The organism is bacterium (assembly GCA_021372535.1).
Classification (GTDB): Bacteria; Latescibacterota; Latescibacteria; order Latescibacterales; family Latescibacteraceae; genus JAFGMP01.
The window spans coordinates 22,322-45,431 of the sequence record JAJFUH010000123.1; the positions used below are offsets into that span (position 1 = coordinate 22,322).

15 protein-coding genes are annotated in these 23,110 nt (G+C 49.9%); 3 read left to right on the forward strand and 12 right to left on the reverse strand.

Annotation, left to right across the window (positions count from 1 at the left end; genetic code table 11):
* Positions 1 to 13: 13 nt before the first annotated feature.
* The 10 genes from lgt to LLG96_11635 form a co-directional block, all read right to left on the reverse strand.
* Positions 14 to 940 (reverse strand): prolipoprotein diacylglyceryl transferase, encoded by a 927-nt coding sequence (lgt, locus tag LLG96_11590; protein ID MCE5250852.1) that lies wholly within the window; start codon positions 938 to 940, stop codon positions 14 to 16.
* Entirely contained in the window at positions 861 to 2,099 is a 1,239-nt protein-coding gene (rodA, locus tag LLG96_11595; GenBank protein ID MCE5250853.1) for a rod shape-determining protein RodA, read from the reverse strand. The genes lgt and rodA overlap by 80 nt, the downstream gene beginning before the upstream one ends.
* On the reverse strand, positions 2,083 to 3,870 hold the full coding sequence (gene mrdA / locus LLG96_11600; protein ID MCE5250854.1) for a penicillin-binding protein 2: 1,788 nt from the start codon (positions 3,868 to 3,870) through the stop codon (positions 2,083 to 2,085). The genes rodA and mrdA overlap by 17 nt, the downstream gene beginning before the upstream one ends.
* On the reverse strand, positions 3,836 to 4,351 hold the full coding sequence (gene mreD / locus LLG96_11605; protein ID MCE5250855.1) for a rod shape-determining protein MreD: 516 nt from the start codon (positions 4,349 to 4,351) through the stop codon (positions 3,836 to 3,838). Before mreD ends, mrdA begins: the two co-directional genes overlap by 35 nt.
* A gap of 176 nt (positions 4,352 to 4,527) precedes the next feature.
* Positions 4,528 to 5,382, reverse strand: a complete 855-nt coding sequence (mreC, locus tag LLG96_11610; GenBank protein ID MCE5250856.1) for a rod shape-determining protein MreC — start codon at positions 5,380 to 5,382, stop codon at positions 4,528 to 4,530.
* Between the two features lie 3 nt (positions 5,383 to 5,385).
* Positions 5,386 to 6,396, reverse strand: a complete 1,011-nt coding sequence (locus tag LLG96_11615; GenBank protein MCE5250857.1) for a rod shape-determining protein — start codon at positions 6,394 to 6,396, stop codon at positions 5,386 to 5,388.
* A 37-nt stretch (positions 6,397 to 6,433) separates the two neighbouring features.
* Positions 6,434 to 8,047, reverse strand: coding sequence for a bifunctional phosphoribosylaminoimidazolecarboxamide formyltransferase/IMP cyclohydrolase (gene purH / locus LLG96_11620; protein ID MCE5250858.1), 1,614 nt, complete (start codon positions 8,045 to 8,047; stop codon positions 6,434 to 6,436).
* A 38-nt stretch (positions 8,048 to 8,085) separates the two neighbouring features.
* A complete protein-coding gene (locus LLG96_11625; GenBank protein MCE5250859.1) occupies positions 8,086 to 8,967 on the reverse strand; it encodes a phosphoribosylaminoimidazolesuccinocarboxamide synthase in 882 nt (293 codons plus the stop codon).
* Positions 8,968 to 9,354: 387 nt separating this feature from the next.
* A complete protein-coding gene (aroQ, locus tag LLG96_11630) occupies positions 9,355 to 9,792 on the reverse strand; it encodes a type II 3-dehydroquinate dehydratase (protein ID MCE5250860.1) in 438 nt (145 codons plus the stop codon).
* 239 nt (positions 9,793 to 10,031) lie between these two features.
* Positions 10,032 to 10,973 (reverse strand): ribose-phosphate pyrophosphokinase, encoded by a 942-nt coding sequence (locus LLG96_11635; GenBank protein ID MCE5250861.1) that lies wholly within the window; start codon positions 10,971 to 10,973, stop codon positions 10,032 to 10,034.
* A 451-nt stretch (positions 10,974 to 11,424) separates the two neighbouring features.
* Between LLG96_11635 and LLG96_11640 the strand changes: the two genes are divergently transcribed.
* On the forward strand, positions 11,425 to 12,399 hold the full coding sequence (locus LLG96_11640; protein ID MCE5250862.1) for a class I SAM-dependent methyltransferase: 975 nt from the start codon (positions 11,425 to 11,427) through the stop codon (positions 12,397 to 12,399).
* A gap of 365 nt (positions 12,400 to 12,764) precedes the next feature.
* Here LLG96_11640 and LLG96_11645 read toward each other — a convergent pair whose 3' ends face one another.
* Entirely contained in the window at positions 12,765 to 15,866 is a 3,102-nt protein-coding gene (locus LLG96_11645; GenBank protein ID MCE5250863.1) for a T9SS type A sorting domain-containing protein, read from the reverse strand.
* A gap of 607 nt (positions 15,867 to 16,473) precedes the next feature.
* Between LLG96_11645 and asnS the strand changes: the two genes are divergently transcribed.
* Both asnS and LLG96_11655 read left to right on the forward strand, forming a co-directional pair.
* On the forward strand, positions 16,474 to 17,778 hold the full coding sequence (gene asnS / locus LLG96_11650; GenBank protein MCE5250864.1) for an asparagine--tRNA ligase: 1,305 nt from the start codon (positions 16,474 to 16,476) through the stop codon (positions 17,776 to 17,778).
* A gap of 186 nt (positions 17,779 to 17,964) precedes the next feature.
* Positions 17,965 to 19,098: an aspartate--ammonia ligase gene (locus LLG96_11655; protein MCE5250865.1), complete on the forward strand. Its 1,134-nt coding sequence runs from the start codon at positions 17,965 to 17,967 to the stop codon at positions 19,096 to 19,098.
* A gap of 235 nt (positions 19,099 to 19,333) precedes the next feature.
* Here the strand turns inward: LLG96_11655 and nifJ are convergent, their stop codons facing one another.
* Positions 19,334 to 22,918 carry a pyruvate:ferredoxin (flavodoxin) oxidoreductase gene (nifJ, locus tag LLG96_11660; protein ID MCE5250866.1) on the reverse strand — a complete coding sequence of 1,195 codons (3,585 nt, stop codon included), beginning with the start codon at positions 22,916 to 22,918 and terminating at the stop codon, positions 19,334 to 19,336.
* Positions 22,919 to 23,110: the final 192 nt, after the last annotated feature.

Consider the following 23,110-nt stretch of genomic DNA (forward strand, 5'->3'; position numbering starts at 1 on the left):
TCCCTGTTTTGATTTATATGATGGTACGATTTCTGAACCTGACAGAAAAATACACCAGCAGAATTGCGGAAACCACGAAAACACCGAGACTCAGAATCTGGCTGTGCGATAATCCCAGAAAAGTCATGGATGATTCGTAGTACCGGAAATAATCAATGATAAACCGGCCGGTCGCATACAATACAAAGTACAGCAGCGCCGTAAACCCGTAAAATTTCCTGTACCGCTCGAACGTGATGAGAAGGACGAAAATGGCCAGCCCCGCAAAGGAATTGTAGAGCTGGGCAGGATGAATAGGAGTTCCGGGATAGAAATAGCCAGCGGCGGAGTTCCCGGGGAATATCATACCAAAGACAGAGTCTGTCGGATGGCCGAAGCAGCATCCATTGAGAAAACATCCGATCCTCGTGAAAAACTCACCGAGCCCGAGCGAGGGAGCCAGGATATCCATGTATTTCATTATGCTCAGGTCATGTTTTTTAAGGTAGAAGGCGGTCGCTGCGGTGGCGCAAATAAGACCGCCATAGAGCACCAGCCCGCTGATCCCGACCTGACCGTCCGGTCCGATGGGCCAGAAGATATTTTTCATCACGATAAACAAGCCCGTAAAAAACGAGACACCACTCTCTGCGCGGAACTCATCGAAATGTGAGAAAACGTAATAAAGGCGGGCGCCGATAAGCGAAGATATAACGATCCAGACAGCAAGATTATAGATGTTATCGGGGTTCTCTCCCAATTTTTGTGCTCTCCGCGCAGCAACAATTATCCCTGTCAGAAAACCGATTGCGAGCATGAGTCCGTAACCGCGAATTGCCAGCGGACCGAGGGATATAATTGTCGGGTGCATATAAATCCTTTCAATATTCGTGACGATTGACTGAAAAATTGAGGAGCAGCCCCACCATAAGAGCGCTGTTAAGACAGGATGATCCCCCATAAGAGAGAAAAAGCAGGGGAAGACCGGTAACCGGCATGATTCCTATCGCCATCCCCACATTTACAAACATATGGAACATGAACACGGTCGATATGCCGATAGCGGCAATGGATATAAACGGGTTCTTGACCGAGGAGGCAAGCATTATGCCCCTGTATACAATATAAAAAACGATGCCGAGAATAACAACCGCTCCTATGAAACCGACTTCCTCGCCAACAACGCTGAATATGAAATCGGTATGCGAATGAGGCAGAAATCCCAGTCCCGTATATTTCCCCTGGCCGATTCCTTTTCCGAACAAACCTCCCGACCCGATGGCTATCTTTGAATTGATCAACTGGTATCCCGAATCCAGAGGATCGGCATCAGGATTGAATAAGGTCGTGATACGTTTCTGCTGGTAGGGTTTGATCTTACCGAAGATATACGGGGTTGCGATTCCGGCGACAATGTTGATGAATATGTTGAATCCCATGCTGTAGAGCGTATACCGGGCCTGGTACAGAACCCAGAGAAGCAGAAACATGAATATCACCCAGGTTACCCAGTTGAAAAAAGGGATAAACGGCGCGCTGAAGATCGCCGAAAGAATGGGAGCGACGAGAAAGAACAACCGCACCGTATCGAGTCCCGCCCAGTAGAGCATGGGAAAAATAATGGCAAAGAAAACGAGCGAGGTGCCAAGGTCCGGCTGTTTTGAAATGAGCCCCATCGGAATGAACACGATGATAATGGGAATAATGACTTTTTTATAGGTGGTCGGCCTGTTCTTTTTAATGGAAAGATACCGTGCCAGCGCGAGGATGGTGGCGATTTTCATGAATTCGGAAGGCTGAAACCGGACAGGACCGATATTCAGCCAGCGTTCGGAGCCTCCTCCCACCGAGCCGTGAATCTCGGTTAAGATGAGAAGCATCAGAAACAGGCCGTACATCAGGTACGAAAACACATACAGTACTTTCAACGGTATCATCACGACGGCGAGCATGACAGCGACCGACAGTACAGCCCATACGACCTGCTTCTGCCAGATATTGTATACATCGGTGTTCTGTCCGGTGCTCGCGCTGTGGATCATGACGATACCGGCGATGAGGAGAACCAGAACGGCGAAAATGATACCGTAGTCTACGTTCCTGTCAATCAGCTTTAACATTTTCCACCGCCGTCCGATCCGGATAATAGATGAAGTACTCTTCAAGAACCCGTTTGACAATCCTTATGGCCATCGAGCCGGTATAGTTCCCTGTATTTTCGGCAACGCAGGCTATGGCTATGGTCGGATCGTCAAAGGGTGCAAATGCAAGAAACACTTTATGATCTGCTCCATGAGGATTCTGGGCAGTCCCGGTTTTTCCCGCTATCACATGCCCCGGAATACGCACCGATTTTGCCGTTCCGGATTCGCTGTTCACCACTCCCCGCATTCCCTCCCTGACCACATCGAAGGAATGGGGAGAAATCTCAATGATCTGCGCGGCTTTTTCGTACTGCGACCTGTTGAGATGAGGTGTTGTCTTTAAACCCTTTGACGCAATTATCCCCGCATAACGGGCCAACTGGAGCACGGTTACCACGACTTCGCCCTGGCCTATGGCAAGGTTCAGCATCATTCCCGGGGAATAATCCACCCCCGTGCGTTCATAATAGTCAAGCCCGGGCAGAATCCCGGTTACCTCACCACCCAGGTCGATCCCCGTGACCTGCCCCATACCGAGCAGCTTGCCGGTTGTCTCCCACCGCTCGATCCCGACTTTCCGTCCGAGCTGGTAGAAATATATGTTGCACGACTGGGTGATAGCTCCGATCATGTCAAGGGTACCGTGTTTTCGTCCCTGATAACAATGGTAGGGTCTGCCGAAATAATACACACCGTTGCACGGCGAAAAAGTCGTACGCTCGCTGAGGCCGCTCTCGAGGCCGGAAATCGCGGTGAGCATCTTGAAGGTCGATCCCGGCGGGTATGTTGCCTGGATGGCGCGGTTGAACATCGGCTTGTCGGGATTGTTCCAGAGCTCCCTCGATCGCGTTTCCGACATCACGCTTGCAAACTCGTTGGGATCGAAGGACGGCGACGAGCACATGACGAGTATTTCCCCGTTCCTCGGGTCCAGCGCCACAAGCGAGCCGAGGATGGAATCCCCGAACGCTTCTTCAGCCGCGACCTGGAGGCGGACATCGAGGGTCAGGTTCACATTTTCGCCCGGAACCGGGGGATCGGGCTTATATTCGTTTGAAATGCCAAGCGTCCGGTTCAGGTAGTTACGTTCCTCGAACTTGAAACCGTTTTTTCCCTTGAGGGTGCCCTCATAATACTTTTCGACACCGTACCGGCCGATAGCCTGCCCGAAGTAATAACCTGTGTCACGGAGTTTCTGATGCTCCTCGGGCGTCAGCTCTCCCATGTATCCGAGCACATGGCAGGCCAGCTCTCCGAGGGGATAATTGCGCCGCTGGTCAAACACGCATTCCACACCGGCAAGCTCACGGTTATGTTCCTCGATGACCGACGCCAGACGAAAATCGGCGTCTCGTACAAGTTTTTGAGGATTCCGGTATTTGGAAGTAATTGTATTGACCGTCCCGGTAAGCTTCTGAACATCTTCACCAAGAAAAGATGCAAGCCGGGGAATGGTCCGGTCGAATTTTTCACGCTCGATGGGGTCGATCGTTATAGAATAGCTCATACGGTTTTCAGCCAGAACAATGCCGTTTCTGTCGTAGATATATCCCCGTCCGGCTTCGATGACCTGGCGTTTTAGCCGTTTATCGTTCGATACCTCAACATATAATCTCCACTGAACGACCTGGAGCTGGAACAGACGAAGAATCAGAACAGCCATGAAAATGCCCGAGATAAAAAGCAGCGCCCACGGCTTTCTTCCTACTGGCCTATCTTCGGTATCCCATGAGTTGTTTGAAAACAAAGAGCAATCCTCCTTCTTCAATCCACTCCCAGACGGTCATCAACACCACTGACAGCACCGAGGTAAAGAGCGCTCCCGCAATACTCCACCTGAGAAACAGACTTAACATCATCGAAAGATCAAGGTGCGAGTAAAAGGTGAGATAGAGTAAATCATGTGCAAGACAGGCAAGCAATGTCATAAACAGGCGGACCGCTCCCCTCTCGACCGTAATCCGCTCCCTGATAAATCCCAGTGCGAAACCGACCAGGGACATGACCAGAGAGTTATACCCCAGGTATTCGGGAGAATAAACATCCTGCAGAAATCCGATTAAAAAACCATAGAGGGTGATTTCAAACGATTCGGAAGTACTTGCCAGATAGAGCAGGACGAGCATAGCCAGATCAGGCCGTACGCCAAATATGGTGAAACGGCCGATTACGGTCGACTGGACAAGAAGCGCAAGGGCTATAATAAGTATGTTTTTAATAACATTCATGCCAATACCGGCTTACATGAGAGAGTGCAGTACCGGAAAAACATCTGAATTCATTCCGTCCCGATACCTGTATACTTATCACCGATTACCATGGCACCATGAGACACGCTGTTATCTCGCGTTCTCTGCCGGATATAAACGGAATACGGAAAATAAACTCTACCCAACAACTGGCATCATTGTGTTTCCGGCCTTGTGAATTGTTCCGAACCGCCGGCTCCTTCCCACACATCGGTGCGCTCGGACCCCCTGAGAACGAATACTTCCTGGAGATGCGAGAAATCAACGGCGGGTTTGACAAGAACGCTGGCATACAGCTCGACTTCACTGATCGATTCTTCCGCGACTGTCCCGATAAGCAGACCCGCAGGGAATATACCGCCGAACCCTGTCGTATAGACCTTTGCCCCCACTTCGGGAGTTTTCTGGCGCAGGAGACCATACATGACAAGGCTGGGACCGCCGCGCCAGCTTATAATGCCATATGCATCGCTGTTTTCCACAACGGCCGAGACTTTTGAATTAACGTCAACGACAATCTGGACACTCGATGAGGAGCGGTAGCTTTCGAAGACTTTCCCGACAAGACCTTCCGCCGTGATAACCGCCATGTTCTTACGGACACCATCGGCTGTACCGGCATCGATGATGATGGTATTGACCACGCGGTCGACGTCACGGCCAACGACGGTCGCTGCGACGACGGAATCCCCGAAGGAGAGATGCTGGCGGAGACCAAGGAGCTGCCTGAGGCGCTCGTTTTCACGGATGGCGGTATTACTGTAACTGATCTGGTCTGAAAGTATCAGGTTCTGGAGCCTGAGGCGTTTGTTCTCACGCCACAGGTCAAGCATGTAAATGCCCCATGAGAAGGTAAAACGGCCGGTATTGAAAACGGCGGTTGTAACCGACCGAGCGAAGCGTGCTTTTGAACTGTCCTCCAGGATCATCATGGAAAAGGACAACAGAACAGTCACGAACAGGCTGACTACCCGCCTGTGCTCTGTGATGAACTGGATAGCCCTTCTCATCCGTTAAAAAAGAACCTTTCTGTAGGCGGAGATATTTTCGAGAATCTTCCCGGTTCCGCGAACAACACAGGTCAGCGGGTCCTCGGCAACGTGGACGGGCAGATTGGTTTCATTGCGGATCCGGCGGTCCATACCGCGGAGAAGCGCACCACCGCCGGTAAGGATAATGCCCCTGTCCAGAATGTCCGCTGCAACCTCGGGCGGTGTGCGTTCGAGGGAGAGCATGACGGCATCGGTAATGGCATTGAGCGGCTCGGCAAGCGCTTCACGGATTTCGACCGAGCTAATGGTTATGGTTCTGGGGATGGCCGCCACGAGATCACGTCCCCTGATCTGGGTTTCAAGTTCTTCTTCAAGCTCGCAGGCGCTTCCGATCTCTTTTTTAATTTCCTCGGCTGTCCGCTCGCCTATGAGAAGATTATAATTCTTTTTGAGATACTGAACGATTGCATCGTCGTGCTTGTCACCGCCGATACGAATCGATGTGGCGCCGTTGACGATACCGGAAAGCGCAATGACCGCGATTTCCGATGTTCCGCCGCCGATATCGATGACCATCGAGCCGACGGGCTCATGAACGTTGATACCAACGCCGATAGCGCCGGCCATGGGTTCCGACACGAGATAAACCTCACGGGCGTTCACCCGTTCCGCCGAGAGCCGCACCGCCCGTTTCTCGACTTCCGTAATGCCGGACGGTACACCGATCACAATTCTCGGCCTGACGAGAAACCGGTTTTTAATAACACGCTTGAGCAGAATGCGAAGCATCTCCTCAGTTACTTCAAAATCCGCAATGACACCCTCGCGGAGCGGCCGGACCGTCATGATTTCACCGGGAGTCCGTCCGACCATTTCTTTTGCCTGGTGACCGACAGCGAGAACGCGCCGTGATTTCGATTCGATAGCAACAATCGACGGTTCGTTGACAACGATGCCTTCACCGCGGACACAAATAAGAATGTTGGCTGTACCGAGATCGATTCCGATATCGCTCGACAGGAAACCGCTCATCAAACCCATATGTACAACTCCATGAAAACATGTTATGTTAATGGAGGAAATGTCTCATTCCGGTAAATACCATAGCCACGCCGAGCTCATCGGCAGCGGCAATAACCTCATCATCCCTGACAGACCCGCCGGGCTGGATAATATAGCGGACGCCGAGGGCAGCCGCCTCGCGTACGGTGTCATCAAAGGGGAAAAACGCATCTGAAGCCAGCACCGATGCTGCCAGCCTGGCCTGAATCCACTGTTCGCGGTCGCCTCCCGGAGCCTGTTCATCGAACGCGTGCTCGAGGTTTTCCCGGGCTTTTGTAGCGGCGAGTTTACGCAGGCTGTCGACACGGTTCGGCTGTCCCGCACCCATGCCGAGCACATGATAAAAGCCCGGCTCATATTCCTCGCACAGGACAATCGCATTCGATTTCGTGTTCTTGCAGGCGATCATGGAAAATTTTGCAAGCTCTTGCAATGAACCGGGGAAACCGGCTTTTGTCACCACTTCCCACTTTTCCCACAGCTCACGGTCGGGGTCCTGCCGGAGCATGCCGCCAAGCACCTGCCTTAATGCCGGTGTATCCGGATTTCCGATTCCGGCGACATCGAGCCTGACCAGCATGATGTTCTTCTTCCTGCGGAGCTCATCGAGCGCCTCGGGGGTAAAATCCGGGGCAATGATGCTCTCGACCATCTTACCCTTCAGGAAACCGGCCGCTTCCGCATCGAACGGTACGGTACAGGCGATGACCGATCCGAACGCGCTTATACGGTCGCCGTCCCACGCCGCGCTGAGCGCCGATGCAACCGTTCTCCCCGTGGCGAGACCGCAGGGATTGGTATGCTTGATAACCGAGACCGCAGGGGCCGGAGCGCAATCCTTGACCGCCATGACCGCACCGGTCATGTCGACATAGTTATTGTACGAGAGCTGCTTGCCCCAAACCTGCTCGGCATCGGCAAGGGTCGGACAGGTTAATCCCTCCTCCCTGAAAAACATGGCTTTCTGGTGCCAGTTTTCACCGTAACGGAGCGCTGTCCCGCCGGTGTACTTCAACCTGAGTATATGTTCGCCCAGGAAACGCTCCGAAAGGAAACGATCGATCGCCGCATCATAATCGGCGGTATGACGGAACACCTTTGCCGCAAGATACTGCCGCGTTTTATCCGACAGTTCCCCCTGCGCTTTCAATTCATCGAGCACGAGCCCGTAATCGCGGGGATCGGTCACCGCGCCCACATAGCGGTTGTTTTTGGCGGCGCTCCGCAGCATGGTCGGCCCGCCTATATCGATATTCTCGATGGCATCATCGATGGTGACATCATCACGGGCCACGGTTTTTTCAAACGGGTAGAGATTGACGACCACGAGATCGATGAAACCGATGCCGTTCTCTTTGAGCTGGCGAATATGATCCTCGGAGTCACGGACAGCGAGCAGGGCGCCGTGAACCTTCGGATGAAGCGTTTTCACACGGCCGTCGAGGATTTCGGGAAACCCCGTCACCTGGTCGATAGCCGTCACCGATACTCCCGCCTCGCGGAGTGTCCGGGCGGTGCCGCCGGTCGATATGATCTCCACGCCGAGACCGGCCAGCGTCTGAGCAAATTCCACGATACCTGTTTTATCCGATACGCTGACAAGCGCTCGTTTCACTTTCATTGCAAATGCCCCCCTGGTGCTGTTTCATACATCCGCATTCAGTCATTTAACAGGAGATTCCGTACCTCGCGGTACTTCTCGATAGTCTTTTCAACAATATTTTCGGGAAGCGGCGGAGCAGGCGGAGTCTTGTCCCAGTCGAGACCTTCCAGATAATCCCTCACAAACTGCTTGTCGAACGACCGCTGCGATCTGCCGGGCTCGTATTCAAGTGCCGGCCAGAACCGTGACGAATCAGGTGACAGAATCTCGTCGATCAGTATCGTGCGGCCGTCCACGCTCCCGAACTCGAATTTCGTGTCGGCGATTATGATGTTTTTCGTCGCAGCATACGCCCGTGCTTTTTCATACACCCCGAGGGTCAGATCGCGGATTTCATCCGCCTGCTTTCGACCTATCATGCCTGCTATGACATCGAAGCTCACATTGATATCATGTCCCGATTCGGCCTTGGTCGACGGAGTGAAGATATTTTCGGGGAGTTTTTCCGACTCCCTGAGCCCTGAGGGAAGCTTGATACCGCAGATTGCCTGCGTTTCACGGTACTCCTTCCATCCGCTGCCCGACAGGTATCCCCGGACGATACATTCCACATCGAAACGCTGTGCCTTTCTGACGAGCATGGAACGTCCCTCGAGCTGGTCGCGATAGGGTTCGAGAACACCGGGAAAATCCCCGAACCGGGCGCTTACGAGATGATTGGGAACCACATCGCTTACATAATCGAACCAGAAAAGAGACATCTCGGTGAGTATCTTTCCCTTGCCGGGGATTCCGTTGGGCATGATGCAGTCAAATGCGCTGATCCGGTCGGTTGCCACGATAAGCAGCTCGTCACCCAGATCATACACATCACGAACCTTGCCGTGGGCATAGAGAGGTACAACGGGGATATCGGTGGTTATGAGCGCTCTTTCCAAAACACCTCCCGAAACACTACCGGTTTTCTCTGTAAGTACGTTGAAGAGGACGGAGAATAAGTATCTTTTTCACGCCCCGACGACAAAAAAGTGAGCTTTTTTATTGTCGGCGTAATATTTCATTACTGCGTGATGACTCCCGACAATGTATACCCATATTATCAGTAATTTTTATCATGCATGTAAATGATTACTACACAAGATACTGTCATTTTGCCGTATAATACCACATTATACTGCTGAGCGCAATAAAAATGCCGATTTTTCAAGCGCTTTTTCAATATTTTTTCTCATACGTATTCACGAAACGGAACCGACAGGGCGGGAATAATAATAAATATTTGTAATACAATAAGTTATATCAGAAGTGGCTATTTCCGGCATTTTTCACTTATCAAGCAGTCGCCGCAGAGCCTCTATTCCGAGAATGTACGAAAAGGGGCCGAAACCGCTTATCTGTCCGGCGCACACGGGAGCAATCACCGAAATGCGGCGGAATTCCTCACGGTTATGGATGTTTGACAGGTGAACCTCGACAAAGGGAATGGCAACAGCCGCGATGGCGTCCCGGACCGCGATGCTGTAGTGGGTGAACGCGCCCGGGTTGATCACTACCCCCTCAAACCGTGAGGGAGCATGGTGAACAGCATCGATAAGAGCGCCTTCACTGTTGGACTGAAAGGCTTCCACCTCGAATCCGATGGAGCTTCCAAACCGTACTGCCTCGCTCGTGATCGCTTCAAGGGTCGTATCGCCGTATACCGAGCGTTCGCGTGTTCCGAGGAGATTGAGATTCGGCCCGTTGATGATGAGGATTCTGTGCATGTGATTGTACCTCGATTTGGGCATCCGTTTAACCCGATCACAGTATACATTTAATAGAAGGCGGATTTACGCGGATCGGGCGGATTTGTATTTAAGTGTATGAATTATATAGAATAGCTGATTGCCTGATACATATAATCTTTATCTGACTATTCAATTACACCGGATTATCCCCAAAAACAGCTGCCGAAACGGTATCGTTCGCGGCGTTCGGGAAAAGGGTAACGGTTCCCCTGCCGCTACAGAAAGAGCTTCGATACCGATGTGCCCATGTGTATGGCCGCAATAGCGTCGCCGAACAGCCGGGCAACACTCAACACATGAATTTTCTTGTAATTACAGAACCGGGTCTGATCAATGGTGTTCGTGGTGACAAACTCCTTGATATCGGATTCATCGATCCGCTCGCATGCGTTGTCGCAGAGAACACCATGAGTGCAGCCGGCATAGATGTCATTCGCCCCGTTCTCCTTGAGCGTCCGGCATGCTTCGATCATCGAGCCTCCGGTGCTGACCTCGTCATCGATAAGGAAACAATCCCTGTTATCGACCTCCCCGATGATACGGAGCACCTTGGCTTTTTCATTATCGCTGTACCGCCGCTTATCGAGAATAACCATGGGCACATCGAGACGGCGTGCATATCCCTCGGCGCGTTTTGCCGATCCCACATCGGGTGCGGTTATCACGTAATTTTTGAGTTTTTTGGAACTTATGTAATTACACATCATGTGTTTTATCTGAAGCTGGTCGACAGGGATACGACCGAATCCGCCGATCTGGGGCGCATGAAGGTCCATGCTCAGGATACGGTTGGCGCCGGCGGTTTCGAGCAGATCGGCGACGAGACGCGCGGTTATGGAAATACGGGGCTCGTCCTTTTTATCGGAGCGGACATAGGGATAGTACGGCATCACCGCGGTAATCCGTGAGGCGGACGCATACTTCAGCGCATCGATGATGATGAGGAGTTCCATGAGCGCTTCGTTCGTATCGGGGTAACCGGACTGAATAACAAAAACATCGTCCTCGCGGACGCTTTCTTCAATCCGCACCTTGATATTATCGTTCGTAAATTTTTTATAGCTCATCTTGCCGAGATCGATGGAGAGACAGGAACAGATCTCTTTTGCAAGTCCCTGATTCGAAAGACCGGCAAAAATCTTGAGCCGCCGTTTCACTGCACACCCCCCTTGCAGAATAGCTGTGGTTTATCGACCGTATCTATTCGCACGATTCAATAGAACACGGATTTACGCGGATTGAGCGGATTCACATGGATAAATTTGAAAATGTGAAGTTCTGAGTGTCACTTACTGTTTAATAAATAATATATTATTAATTTTATTAACTTCGCGGAAAAATTATCGATACATCATTCATAATAATTCCCCGACAGAAAATTTACACAATTTCCGGGGTGATTTCAACTGATAGTTAAGCAGTCGACGAAAAAGAATATTATTACACGTCGCCCTTGATGACCGGTTCTGCATGCACCTTTTTTACGGCCTGTATCAATAAAAATGTACCGTCAGGTCATATACCCGTTATATTTATGACACCACCGTCACCATGAACAATGCATACTGGAACAAAAGACAAGCTCACCGGAAAAGGCGCCTTTGAACAATGGGTACGGAAACAATAAAAGAACATCCCGGATGCCCGATATGCGGGGAGACAGTTTTTTCGCGGCCGATCATGGAAAACACCGTCTTCGGGCAACCGTTCGACGTTTACTTCTGCGTTTCATGCGAGCTGTATTTTCTTCCCAGCCAGCCTTCCGGGGAGCTTATCCGTGACTATTACGCGAAGGAATATTATTCGACACAGCAGAGAAGCGCCGTTTCCTATGCGCTCCGTTCATGGTTTTCAAAAATGCGGGCATTGAGCCAGTACCAGTATATCGGGCGCCATACCGGCCCGGCCGGCGGGAAAGAAATGATGGAAATCGGCAGTTCCGATGGCTCGCTCATCGCGCTCTACAAACAAAACGGCTGGAAGGTAAAGGGGCTGGAATACAGCGAGTTTTCAATAAAGAAGGCGCGTGAAAAATATCGGATCGAACTCGAACCGAAAGACATCTTTGAAATACATCCGGATCGCTGTCGATTCGATCTTATTATATTTTCGCACGTTCTCGAACACATGCCCGACCCGCTCAGGGTACTGGAGCACTGCAAAACACTCCTGAAACCGGGCGGGATCGTGTTCATTGAGCTTCCCCAGGCGCCGCTGGGCAGCGAATGCAGAAAGGAAGAGCTGTTTCAGTACCTTAATACAACCCATCTCTTCGATTTCAGGACACAATCGCTGGCAAAACTGATAGAGAAAGCTCACCTGTCGGTGGAGTCAATGGACCGGTATTTCTACCATGTCCCGCGGCTCTTTAAGAAGTATGAGGGCATGTTCGGCAGGATACTGATGACAAGCGAGGTACAGTCGAGGAATCCGTTCACACTGCTGATGCTTCTTTTCTGCCTGATCAATATCAATATCAGGTTCGTGTGCGGTATCGACCCCATGATGAAAATCCGGCCCGATTCTTCCTGGACTGGTTTCGGCGACATGATACGGGCGCTGGCAAAGAATACCGATGCCTGATACATACCATCTGATCATGAAATTGATAGAACGCGGATTTTCGCGGATTTGAATTTTATATTGTTCCGGTGATTAAACAGTGACATCATTTATTACTGTTTTGTTTGGGAAGCCCCCTTTCGGCGCTGACGCGCCACTTTCGCTTCGCGGCTCTCCGCTTCTCTCCGTGTCCCCCATTGGGGGCAAGCGCCCATTCTACCGTGCTTTTTTCCTGCCCCCAGTTGGGGGAAGGATGTCCGCAGGACAGGAAGGGGGCATCTTTAAAAATCCACAGGATTATAATATTTATTCGCCGACGCAATATATCATTTTTATGTCAAAGATAGTAATAATCCGGGATATATGACCACGCCCGTGCACCGATGCTATTTCACGAGCATCATCCTTTTTATGTCAACATTGTTCCCCGCGATGAGCCTGCAGAAATATATCCCGCTCGCATATTGACCGGCGTCCCACTTAAGTGAGTGGATTCCGGCCGAATAATAACCATCAGCCAGTTCGGCGATTTCTTCGCCCACGGCATTGTACACTTTGAGCGAGATTCCGCACTCTCCGGGGAGAGAAAAGGTTATCGTCGTGACCGGATTGAACGGATTCGGGTAATTCTGGAACAGGGAGAACTGCTTGGGATTCACGGATTCATCCACCGCCGTTATTTCTCCGGCCGCGAATATGCCTATGACCGAGATTCCGTTCGGATTGTATGTACCGTTTCCCGAAGTGAAAGAAGTGTAAACGTCATATGTTTCCCCGGAAGACTTATCCCAGAAAACGAACTGGCAGGTTTCCCCCGGAATGATCCCGTCTTTCACCGTTGTCTGGTCATTATCGCCCCAGACGGTAATCGCAAGATTGTTGTTCTCATTCCAGACCCCCACGCCCACACAGATTCCATCGGGAGAAAACACCCCGATTTCATCGCCGGTGGATAACGGCTGTCCGTTTACGACCGGATTGGTATCGTGCCTGAGCAGAATTGTCGCGTTATTCCCCGTATTCTCGACAGGAACGAAGTACGCGGGAGCCAGAAATTCGCTCTTCTGCTTTTCTCCGGCGTTACTGTACGTGAATACTGCGGGTTTCTGGACATATACCCAGTATCCTTCCCCGCTGTGCATCGTGCCGATCTGATCGATGGCGAATTCAGGCCAGAATACTTTTCCGGAGCCGTTTTTAACGATAATCTTGGTGTCATTGAGCGAGCTGAACGCAATCGATGGATTAAGCCCGTCCGATCCGACATAGCTGATAAGGTTCCAGTTTTTCGTGAGATTATAGGCCACATCCGGTGTAAAAACTTCCCATCCGGATAAAACAAGCTCGCCGCTTTCTTTCATAAACACCTGGTAACCGTCGGAGATAACACATTCACCGATCTGATCGATGGCATATGAAGGAAGATACGCCTGCCCTTTTCCGTTTTTAACACAAACCACATTATCCGAGACATTTTCAAAAATCTTTTTCACATTTTTCTCGTTCAAAATGACCGGAAAAGAAACGAGATTCCACCCATCGGAAAGCTGAATCGTGCATTGCGCAACAGTCGTTTCGAGGGATTTCAGAACGGAAATCCCATCGACCTGGTAGGTTTCAGGGCCGCTTTCGAATACCGGAGTAACGACATACTCTTTTTTCTCCGAGACATCCCAGATTTTAAAACGATAGAGTTCCCCGACCATGAATCCGTTGACACCTTCGGCATACCCGTCATCACCCCAGACAGTGACCGCAAGATTATCACCGGACCAGATTCCCGCGCCGGCGCATAAACCACCCGGAGTGAATACACCGATTTCATCGCCGTTACCAATCGGAGTTCCGTTCACTACAGGTATTCTGTCAGACGGAATCAACACCAGCGCATTGTTTCCCGTGTTTGCCATAAATGCGAAATGGGACGTCGATTCGCTATTACCCTGTGATACCCACTTATTTCTTCCCCAGACAATATATGCCTTGCCCGCATACTCTCTTCCATAGGGGCATGCCATGTGTGCGCCCGTAAAAGCATCGGCAAAGCCATCGCCATTCAAATCACCGCATCCTGTCCTGAATCCGACATACTCGCTTGGACTTTCGGTATAAATTTTTATTACATCCCGCCGGGAATCCGTAACACTGATATGCTGAACCGTATGTAAATCCGTACTGCCAAAAATAATATACAATGCTCCTCCGGCTCCGGCCCACGCGGCGCCCATGACAATATCATCTATACTGTCTCCATTCATGTCACCTATGGAGGGACATAAACTGGTGCCGATCCCTTCTCCGTAAACCGTTGTGAAAGCGGTAACCAAAGGATCGAGTGGAATTTTTTCATGCGAGGAAATATTTAGCTCCCCATAAACTATATACAGTTTCCCGCTGCCGATGGCGCTGATGATAACATCATCATACCCGTCATGGTTGACATCGCCGGAAATCACGATATTCCCGGCCTGATCATCGGAATGTGCCCCGGGAATCCGCAGCATCCCCGTGACAGGATCACGGAGGTCGATCTCGTGCACTGTCGAAATGGTTGACGAGCCAAAGATCACATACGTTTCCCCGGCCCCCTGCATGCCATCGGGGTCTGCCACACGGGAACCGATGAGCAGCTCGTCGAAGCCGTCGCCGTTCAAATCCCCCGAACCTGTAGCCCATGGTGCGCTGTCGCTGTAATTATCGATAGAACCGATTCCAAAGACTTTCAATACCCCGTCAGGAGTTCCGACCAGGTCAATATCGCTGTGATCCGGAAGGTCTTTCGAACCGAAGACGACATATGTAGTACCGGCATCGACCCTCCCCAGAGGATCGGCAAGATAGGCTTTGAGGATGGCATCCTCGAAGCCGTCGCCATTCAAATCGCCCTTCGAACCCAGAAATCCCAGGTTATCCCCATCCGCTTCTCCCGAAACGACAACCATTGGACCATTATAAGAGGACACATTGATCTTACTTAATGCAGAAATCTGCGCCGAGCCGAAAATGATATATACTTTCCCCGCACTGTTGCGACCAATCGGGTCGGCCTGCATCGCCGGAATAATAAGATCATCATACCCGTCGTTGTTCATGTCGGCTGCCTGAACCCAGCTTCCCAGCAGGTCCCCCTCGTTCGCTCCCTCGATTGTCAACACTCCGGAGGGATTTTCCGCGAGATCGAGAATCGTCTTTGATGACATGTTGTTCGAACCAAAAATGACATACGTTTCCCCGGCTTTATACTTCGTGCCGATTGAAACTTCCGTTGCCCCGATTATAGCATCGTCGAAGCCATCACCGTTGATATCCCCCGACGCCACGGAAAGCCCGATCTTGTCGTCCGCCTTTTTTCCCGCCACCATCATGATATTACCGGGTGACAGATTGCTCAGAAATATATCGGCCGATACTTCGGCCTGTTCCGCGGCCAGAGAAGCGGATAAGGAAATGAATACCATCGTTAGTGTAAGAGAATAAAATTTACTCATGACCAGCCTTCCTTTCTGAGAAACCTTATTACATATTCATCCATAATAAAAATATAACATACTTAATAAAAAAAACAATGATAATTTGACCATAATTTACGACGGTAATCTTTCTTACTCTGACAATGAACATAAAAAATCGTTCCAAAATTAATAATTTATTTGAAAATAAGCATATAGACTAATCGCACATAAAGTGCCGGTTACTTTTTACTGTCCGTTTCCGAAACAATAGATGTGCGATTACGGACAGTGATATTAATAAGCCGACTACTCCTGAACTGTATTTCACACCATGATTGACATGATGTATTTTTAAAAGAATAAAAATCATGCAAATCCTGTTTTGTATACTCTTTCCTTTTTACCTGTATTCCTTTATCGAACATATGAACTATGAAGTGAAGCGAAGCGAAAAGCAGACAGAAAATTCTTGTAAAAAGAAATTGGAGTACGTAATATTTATTCATACAGGGATTACAGGAATTTATGTGCTCCCATGATTTTAATTTGGAGAATATCGATTATTTGGAAAAGTGCATACAACGTTCGAAGAAATCACATAATCCTTATATGAACATCAATAGTTAATAATAAGGGAGAAGGTATGAGCATACCATGGGTATATATCAGTTCCGTGGGACGATATTCCGGGCAAACAGTATGTATTAAAGGTTGGTTATACACTAAGCGCTCTTCAGGTAAAATTCATTTTTTACAATTGCGTGACGGCACCGGATTTATTCAGGGAGTGTTGTCCAGGAATGATGTAGATGAAGAGACATTTTCTGCAGCCGATAGAATAACTCAGGAATCATCATTGATAGTAACCGGCATAGTTCGTGAAGATAAACGAGCCCCATCGGGATATGAACTTGCAGTGGTATCTCTGGAACAGGTACAGAATGCTGCCGATTACCCGATAACGCCCAAAGAACACGGCACCGCATTTTTAATGGAGAACCGTCATCTATGGCTCCGGTCCAGCAAACAGAGGGCATTGCATCGTATCCGGAATATGGCGGAAAAAGCCGTAGTGGATTTTTTCTTCGATAATAACTTTATTCGCACCGATACTCCTATCTTAACGGCTACTGCTGCTGAGGGAGCATCAAATTTATTTGCGACGCAGTATTATGATTTAGGAACGGCATATCTGGCTCAAACCGGGCAGCTCTATCTGGAAGCAGCAATATTTTCCCATGGACTGGTGTATAATTTCGGCCCGACTTTCCGTGCTGAGAAATCTAAAACACGCCGCCATCTTTCAGAGTTTTGGATGGCTGAAGCCGAAGAAGCTTATTATGATAATGATGACAACATTGCCCTGCAGGAACGGCTTGTTCAATATATTATCGGCAGTTGTCTTGAGAATTGCAGGGAAGAATTAAAAGTACTTGAGCGCGATACCGCCGGATTGGAACAGGTGGTTAACGCTCCGTTTGCCCGAACCATGTATGATGATGCAATCAAAATACTGCAAGGGATGGGAAATCCCATTCAGATGGGCGATGATATCGGTGGAGACGAGGAAACGTCCATCAGCCAGCATTTCGGTAAGCCGGTATTTGTAATGAACTATCCCAAAAAGATCAAAGCTTTTTATATGAAAGAAGACCCTCAGAATCCGGAACGGGTCAAATGCGCGGACTTAATTGCTTCCGAAGGTTATGGAGAGATAATAGGGGGCAGTCAGCGTGAGGATGATTATGATAAACTGTTAGAGAGAATGGAACAATTCAATATACCAATAGAACCTTACCGCTGGTATGTGGACCTCCGGAAATACGGTTCGGTGCCTCATTCGGGATTTGGGATTGGGATAGAACGGACTGTAAGCTGGATAGCAGGAATATCTCATGTAAGAGAGGCTATTTTATTCCCCAGAATGCTCTATAGAATATATCCCTGATAATCGAAACCTAAAGATAATCACATTTTCAGGGTCAGTGCCTTCACATGCGGCACCGCTTTACACATAATATTACGCCAGTTGACATACAGTGAACATCATGCCGAACTCGTTTCGGCATCTATTTATTTTCTTTGTATCATTATCTATTCGCCGAAGTAATAATATCCACAACACAGGAGGTATATGTTGGCTGACAAGAAAATGGATCTGGCAGGACCGGGCATCAGCACTTATGAAGAGGTGGATAAAATTCTGCCTCACAATTATGAGGCGTTGTTGGGCCCCAAGGAGAGAATGAAGGCACTATACAAGATAAAAAATTTTATTGAAGAGAACCTGTGCAGAGAACTCAACCTTTTTATGGTTCAGGTACCGCTCATCGTAACCAAGGAGAGCGGTGTCAATGATTACCTTGACCGTGATGGATCACGCACGCCTGTTGAATTTCCTTGTGGGCTCGGTCTTGAAAAAAGAATCGAGACTCAGGTGGTCCAGGCGGCCACAAAATGGAAACGGATGGCCCTGAAACAGTTCGGCTGTGAAGTGGGCGAAGGAATCTGCACGGATATGAGGGCAGTCAGAAAGGACTATTTCCTGGACCATGACCATAGCGCCTATGTTGATCAATGGGATTGGGAACGGGTTATCACTAAGGATATGCGTAATCTGGATTTTCTGCGGGATGTCGTCGAGAGAATCTGGATGGTTATCTATGAGGCAGGTCAGATGGTCAAGAAAGACTTCCCCGGACTCAATACCGATAAATATCCGGATATACCAAAAAAGTTGAAATTTTTTCATGCGGAGGAAATCCTGGAACGCTATCCGGACTTTACCCGCAAACAGCGGGAGTCAAAAATGATCCAGGAGGTGCATCCGGCAATCTTTATCATCGGCATCGGCTATGTCCTGGAAGACGGATATCCCCATGAGATGCGAGCAGCGGATTATGATGACTGGATCACCCCAACGATTAAAAAGAACGGAAGGCAGCTTCATGGACTCAACGGCGATATCCTGGTCTGGAATCCGGTGACGAAACGTCGTCATGAACTGACATCCATGGGTATCCGTGTGACGAAAGAGACCATGGTGCAGCAGCTCAAAGAGGCCGGACAGGAAGATTTTTTAAAGTTGCCCTACCACCAGGCGATACTCAATGATGAGATACCAATAAGTATTGGAGGCGGCATCGGTCAGTCACGTACATTCATGTATCTGTTAAGGACCGCTCACATCGGCGAGGTGAGCACCACAGTCTGGCCTGATGTCCTCAAGTCGATTTGTAAAAGAAAAAACATCCATGTATTGGAATAAATATTGACCTGTTCCTCACACTCTTTTTATTTTTGACATGATTTACAGGATTAAATAATAAAAAAACAATCTTGTCAATCTTGTTAATCCTGTCTCATATTCTTTTCTTTTTAAACAAAAACGGGAAGCTCTGTTCAGCCTCCCGTTCTTTTTATTTAGACATGATTTACATGATTAACAAGATAAAACAAATAATAAAAAACATCCTGTCAATCCTGTCTCATGATTTTTTGTGTTACTCCTTTTTCTCGTACGGAACCGCCGCAAGACTGCGATACATACGCTGTGACTGGTCGACATCCTTCTGTGCGAGTTTCGAAAGTTCCTCTGCATGAGCGGGATTCATCTTCTTGAGCACCATGTAACGGTTCTCGCCGAACGCATAGTCAGCAAAGGAAATCGTCGGTTCCTTGGAATCTATCTGGAGCGGATTCTTCCCTTCATCGGCAAGACGCGGGTCGAACCGGTAAAGCGGCCAGTGACCTGATGCCACCGCTTTCTTCTGCTCGTTGAGTCCTTCGGTCATGTTGATGCCATGGTTGATACAGTGCGAGTAGGCAATGATGAGCGACGGGCCGTCATAGGAATCAGCTTCTGCGAACGCCCGCACCACCTGGTTGGGATTGGCGCCCATGGATACCTTGGCTACATAGACATTGCCGTATATCATGGCCATCATGCCCAAGTCCTTCTTAGCCATCGGCTTTCCTGATGCGGCAAACTTTGCGGTTGCTCCACGCGGTGTTGATTTGGACATCTGTCCGCCGGTATTGGAGTACACCTCGGTATCGAGCACGAGGATGTTCACATTGCGGCCGCTTGCCACCACGTGATCGAGTCCGCCATACCCGATATCGTATGCCCAGCCGTCTCCACCGAGTACCCATACCGATTTCCTCACGAGGTAATCTGCGAGGTTCGTGAGCTGAGCGGCGGTGGAACTGCTGTCCTTTTTCGGTTCGAGGGCCTTACGGAGCTCATCGACATGGGCACGCTGGGCTTCGATACCCTCCTGAGAGGACTGATCCTGTCCGGTAATCCTGTCCGCGATTGCCTTGTCGACCAGACCTTCCTCGACCGCTTTCTGGAGATATTCACCAGCCTGTTCTTTGAATTTGTCGAGTGTGAGACGGTAGCCGAAACCGAACTCGGCGTTGTCCTCGAAGAGTGAGTTCGACCATGCCGGTCCTCTTCCGTCCGCGCGTTTTGCATAAGGCGTCGTGGGAAGATTGCCGCCGTAAATCGACGAGCACCCCGTTGCGTTGGCAATGATAACGTGATCGCCGAATAACTGGGACATGAGCTTGACATACGGTGTCTCACCGCATCCCGCACAGGCTCCTGAAAACTCGAAGAGCGGACGAATAAGCTGGCTTCCCTTGACCGTATCGCGTTTGTAGTGGGACGGGTCGGTTTCGGGAATATCGAGGAAGAAATCGAAATTATCGGCCTCGCGTTTTCTGATTTCGAACTGACTGACCATGTTGATTGCCTTACGGTCGGTTTTGTTGCCATCGGCATCCTTCTGGGCAGCCGGGCAGTTCCATACGCACAGACCGCAGCCAGTACAGTCCTCGGGCGCCACCTGCACGGTGAATTTCATGCCTTTGAACTGCGGCCCCTTTGCTTCGGCGGACTTGAAATCAGCCGGGGCTTTTGAAAGTACTGCCGGATCATATGCCTTGATCCTGATAGCGGCGTGAGGACAGACAAGCGAACACTGTCCGCACTGAATACAGGTGTCGACATCCCACTCGGGAATCTGCACGGCAATGTTGCGCTTTTCGTACTGTGTTGTTGCCGTGGGGAATGTGCCATCCACCGGCATTGCACTGACCGGAAGGGTATCCCCGTTGCCGCTGATGATTGCCGCGGTAACCTTCTGGACGAATTCCGGAGCATGGAGCGGTACAATCGGCGGTCTTTTGACCGTCGAGGTTACCTTGTCGGGATACTTGACACGGAAAACGTTTTCCTTTGCCGTATCGACCGCCTTATAGTTCATCTGGACGACTTTTTCACCCTTTTTACCGTAGGTCTTCTTGATGGCTTCCTTGATCAACGTAATGGCTTCCTCTTCGGGAATAACCTGGGAAATCACAAAGAAAGCCGTCTGCATGATCATATTGATACGGGCGCCGAGACCGAGCTTCATACCGAGATCAACACCGTCCACCACCCAGAATTTGAGTTTCTTCCCGATGATCTTCTGCTGGACCTCGACAGGCAGCTTGTCCCATACCTCATCGGGACCATACGGGCTGTTGAGGAGGAACGTACCGCCCTCGACGATAGTATCGAGCATTTCATATTTTTCGAGGAAAGAAAAGTTGTGACATGCCACAAAGTTTGCATGGTCGATCAGGTAAGGCTTGCGGATGATCATCGGACCGAACCGGACATGGGATGTCGTGATGGTTCCCGCTTTCCTGGAGTCATACACGAAGTATCCCTGTGCATAATTGTTGGTGCTTTCACCGATGATCTTGATGGTATTCTTGTTTGCCCCGACTGTGCCATCCGCGCCGAGGCCATAAAACATGGCATTAAAACCCTTTTCCACGATACTGAAGGAGGGATCGTAATCGAGGCTCGTACCCGTGACATCATCGGTGATACCGACCGTGAAGTGGTTTTTCGGCTTTTCGAGCGAGAGGTTGTCGAATACCGCCTTTACCATCGACGGGGTGAAATCCTTCGATCCGAGGCCATAGCGGCCGCCGACAATCTTCGGATATTTCTTGATGTGACATTCGCCTGTGCTCATAACCTCGCCCAGCGCGGTCCGTACATCGATGTAGAGCGGTTCGCCGATGGCGCCGGGCTCCTTGGTCCTGTCGAGGCAGGCGATTGACTTGACTGTAGCCGGAAGCGCATCCACAAGCGCTTTCGAGTCAAAGGGCCGGTAAAGCCGTGCCTTGATGAGCCCGACTTTTTCGCCTTTTGAAACGAGGTAGTCGACGGTCTCGTGCACGGTTTCGGTCGAGGATGCCATGGTGATAATCACCCGCTCGGCATCCGGGGCGCCATAATATTCGAATAATTTATACTGACGGCCTGTCAGTTTGGCGAATTTATCCATGCATTTCTGAACGATTGCAGGTGCGGCATTGTAGTATTTATTGCCTGTTTCACGGCCCTGGAAGAAAACATCGGGGTTCTGGGCGGTACCCTTCATGGTGGGTCTGTCGGGTGTCAGCGCACGGCCCCGGTGTTCCATGACAAACCTGTCATCGATCATGGCCCGCATGTCATCAAAGGTAAGCTCTTCGATCTTTGCAACTTCGTGTGTGGTACGGAACCCATCGAAGAAATGGATAAAAGGAATACGTGATTCGAGCGTCGCAGCCTGGGTGATGAGAGCGAAATCATGCGCCTCCTGAACACTCCCCGAAGCAATCAGACCGAAACCGGTGGAGCGGACCGCCATGACATCGGAATGGTCGCCGAAAATGGACAACGCATGACTCGCAAGGGCGCGGGCGGACACATGGAAGACAGTCGGGGTAAGCTCTCCCGCAATTTTAAACATATTCGGAATCATGAGGAGCAGCCCCTGGGAGGCAGTGAATGTCGTGCTCAGCGCACCGGTTGAAAGGGCGCCATGCACAGCTCCAGCAGCTCCGCCTTCGGACTGCATTTCCGCAACATGGGGTATAGTGCCCCAGATGTTTTTCAGCCCTTTTGCGCTCCGTTCATCAGACTCCTCCCCCATGCCGGACGAGGGAGTGATGGGGTAAATGGCAATGACCTCATTGGTTGCGTGGGCAACATTTGCCACGGCAGTATTACCGTCTATGGTTATCATTCTGCGACTCATGCTTACTCCTTGTTTATACGTGTATGAAAGGTTAAACAATATAGTTTCAACAGGTTCAACGATAATATAACATTATGTTCACTATATTTTTTCAGGACTTTCCCCATGAAAATTCTCATCATAAATAAGATATATAATTTACAATAAAAATAATTTGAAGTCAAGAATGGTATTCACACTTTTCAATATCCG